The organism is Tenacibaculum sp. IB213877, from assembly GCF_034043975.1.
Taxonomy (GTDB): Bacteria; Bacteroidota; Bacteroidia; order Flavobacteriales; family Flavobacteriaceae; genus Polaribacter.
On sequence record NZ_JAXCHH010000030.1, the window covers coordinates 1 to 978 of the forward strand.

The following is a 978-nucleotide window of genomic DNA, read 5'->3' on the forward strand; positions in this document are numbered from 1 at the left end:
AATTGCAGCATTGCTTCCATGAGTATTGATAAAACTTCTTTTGATTGTAGTAATATTGGGGACAACACCGTTACGCTTACAGTAACCGATAACAATGGAAACAGTGCAACGAATACTACCACCGTAACTATTGAAGATACCATCGCTCCCGTGGTTAATTGTGTCGCCCCTTTTAGCCTCTCACTAGACGATGCGGGGAATGCTACCATTACCGTAAATGATATCAACAATGGAAGTACCGATAATTGTGGTATTGCTTCCATGAGCATTGACAAAACTTCTTTTGATTGTGCTACCATAGGAGACAACATCGTTACACTTACTGTAACTGATAACAATGGAAACAGTGCAACGAATACTACCACAGTAACTATTGAAGATGTCATCGCTCCCGTGGTTAATTGTGTCACTCCGTTTAGTATTCAACTTGATGCTGCGGGGAACGCTACCCTTACCGTAAATGACATCAACAATGGAAGTACCGACAATTGCGGTATTGCTTCCATGAGCATTGATAAAACCTCTTTTGATTGTGCTACCATAGGTGACAACATCGTTACACTTACTGTAACCGATGTCAATGGAAACAGTGCAACAAATACTACTACCTTAACTATTGAAGATGTCATCGCTCCCGTGGTTAATTGTGTCACTCCGTTTAGTATTCAACTTGATGCTGCGGGGAACGCTACCCTTACCGTAAATGACATCAACAATGGAAGTACCGACAATTGCGGTATTGCTTCCATGAGCATTGATAAAACCTCTTTTGATTGTGCTACCATAGGTGACAACATCGTTACACTTACTGTAACCGATGTCAATGGAAACAGTGCAACAAATACTACTACCTTAACTATTGAAGATGTCATCGCTCCCGTGGTTAATTGTGTCACTCCGTTTAGTATTCAACTTGATGCTGCGGGGAATGCTACCCTTACTGTGAGTGATATTAACAACGGAAGTACCGACAATTGC

General features: G+C 41.3%; 1 pseudogene. It reads left to right on the top strand.

Annotation, left to right across the window (positions count from 1 at the left end):
* Positions 1 to 18: 18 nt before the first annotated feature.
* Positions 19 to 978 (top strand): annotated as a pseudogene (locus tag SLH33_RS12940) (hypothetical protein); the annotation flags it as partial.